The following is a 2,368-nucleotide window of genomic DNA, read 5'->3' on the forward strand; positions in this document are numbered from 1 at the left end:
AACCACAGTGCTTGTCGCGTCAATTCCATAGGTTACGCCAACAATGTCGCCGGTGTTTCTGATCCTAGAGGCATCGCTTACAAAAACCGCACCCCCGGCACTGGACGAAATGAGACCAAAGTTATTAAGCACACCATCAACGCCTGAAAGCCGAATTGTGTTTGCAGTTGCGGAAGTCATCGAACCGTTGTTCAAAATGACAACGTCAGCGCCCGTAATCAGGCTGGGACCGCCGGAAATAATACCATGATTTGTCACAACGGAGTTAGTGCCGATATTATAAAGCAGAAAGCTATTCGGGGAATTCATAATAGAGCCGAACTCGCTCACCGTCACTCGCACGCCGTTACTGGCCGAAAAGTCGATCGCAACATTCGTGAGCGCCACCAATGAGCCATCGACAAAGATATCATTCCCGCCCAACGCAGTAATCGCCGCGCTGGTTTCCGTGTAATGGGTCACACCGCGCAGCAGTAGATAGTCTTCAAAACTCGACAGTGAAACGGCGCTTGTATGCGTTGTATCAATGATCTCGACCATGGAATTACCTTTCTAAATCAATTTGAAAATAAGGCACATGTAGTGATGGGCCCGAAAAGCTCTATGCTATCGGAAAACCGTAACTTATCAAAAAATGATGTGCGCATTTCTGCGCGGGGCGTTTTACGTTTCGCGGAAGGCCTTGTTGAAATAATCCATCAACGGCTTCATCAGATAACTTATCGGAGAGCGTTCAACAGTTTTTATGAACGCCTCGACAGGCATGCCCGGAACCAAGGGCTGGCCTTCCAGCTTGGTTAATTCACCCTCATTTGGCAACAGCTGGGCCTGATAATAGGAAACCCCCGAAACTTCGTCGATGAATACATCGGCGGACAGCAACGTGACCGTGCCGAATATTTCAGGCGTGGTGCGCTGGTCAAAGGCGACAAACCGTAGTGTTGCGGCCTGCCCCTGGTGGACCTGGTCAATATGGATCGCCTCGATCCGTGCGGATACGATCAAAGCCTGATCCTGCGGGATAATATACATGATCGGCGCGGCGGGTGAGATCACTGATTGCAGCGCGAAGACCGTGTTTCCATAGATGACACCCGCAACGGGTGCGCGCACTTCCATTTTTGACAGCGTATCGCGCGCTGACAATGCGCGCTCGACCAATTCGTTCTCTTGGAACTGCAAGTCTCTAAGGGTGCTGATCGCCTCCTCGCGGCGCGCGGTTTGCAGGCGGAGTATTTCAATGTTGAGACGCGCGATATCCCCCTTCAACTGCGCGATGCCAGACGTATACTGGCCGATGGCTCCATTCAGGCGCGCTTCTTCACGGCGCAGCGCTGAAACGCGAGAGGCTTGGGCAAGGCCCTTTTCCAGCAGCGTCTGCGCATCCTTTAGTTCAGTAACGATCAGCTCGGCTTGTCCACGGCTGGCCGCCAGCTGGGCTTCGCCGCCTTTGATTTGCTCGCGGGTTTGTTCGATCTGGTTCTCGAGCTGATTTGTCTCTTGGGTCAACGCGATCAGCCGCGTCTGGAACAGGCGCGCTTGTCCGTCGATCAGTGCTTGAACATCAGGCCTTTCTTGCGCCAAAGCTATGATTTCCGGTCCGAAGGCGATCTCGCTCGCATCGTCGCGCTCGGCAATCAAACGCCCTTTGCGTGCGCGAATTTCGTTAAGCTGGGCCATGATAATCGCCAACTCGGATCGCAAAAGCGATGCATCAAGGCGCAAGACCACATCACCTGCTTTGACGCGATCGCCGTCACGCACAAGCAACTCACCCACGACACCGCCTTGGGGATGTTGCACAATCTGACGGTTGTTTTCCACCTGGATCATGCCAGAGGCGATGACTGCGCCTGCGATCCGGGCTTGCACGCTCCACACACCAATCACGCCAAGCAATATGAACAGGGCGAAATAGCCGATGAACAGTGGCTTTCCGGCTTTGGCAAGCGAGCGCGAGGCTTTGGTTTGTTCAGGCGTCATTTGGCTTATCCCCTGAAATCTCCCGGCTGACCTGCCCCGAGTTTTGCAGCATTGCTTTTAGAACCTCATCACGCGGGCCGTTGGCCTTGACGCGGCCCTTATCCATGACGATCAAGCGGTCGCACTCCGAGATTGCTTGCGGGCGATGGGTCATAATCACAACAGAGCGATCAGAGCTACGGAATTCGCGCACGGTGCGGTTCAGCGCGTCTGTACCCACGCTATCCAGCGCGGAGTTCGGCTCGTCCAGCACCAGCATAACAGGATCCTGATACAGCGCGCGCGCAAGGGCCAGGCGTTGCTTCTGCCCGCCCGAAAGCTGGTTGTCATCGCCATGAAGGATCGTCTTGTACCCTTCCGGCAGGGCGAGGATCATGTCGTGTGC

At 54.5% G+C, this 2,368-nt stretch carries 3 protein-coding genes; all 3 read right to left on the minus strand.

What is annotated here, in order from left to right; translation table 11 throughout:
- On the minus strand, nucleotides 1–540 hold a 540-nt coding region (locus tag WBC85_RS14185), incomplete at its 3' end, for a hypothetical protein (RefSeq protein ID WP_424438541.1).
- Between the two features lie 123 nt (nucleotides 541–663).
- Nucleotides 664–1,983 carry an HlyD family type I secretion periplasmic adaptor subunit gene (locus WBC85_RS14190; protein ID WP_424438544.1) on the minus strand — a complete coding sequence of 440 codons (1,320 nt, stop codon included), beginning with the start codon at nucleotides 1,981–1,983 and terminating at the stop codon, nucleotides 664–666.
- Nucleotides 1,973–2,368: ATP-binding cassette domain-containing protein (locus WBC85_RS14195; RefSeq protein ID WP_424438547.1), on the minus strand; the 396-nt coding region annotated here is incomplete at its 5' end. The genes WBC85_RS14190 and WBC85_RS14195, both read right to left, overlap by 11 nt.

Origin of the sequence: Planktotalea sp. (genome assembly GCF_049680325.1) — a bacterium.
Classification (GTDB): domain Bacteria; phylum Pseudomonadota; class Alphaproteobacteria; order Rhodobacterales; family Rhodobacteraceae; genus Planktotalea.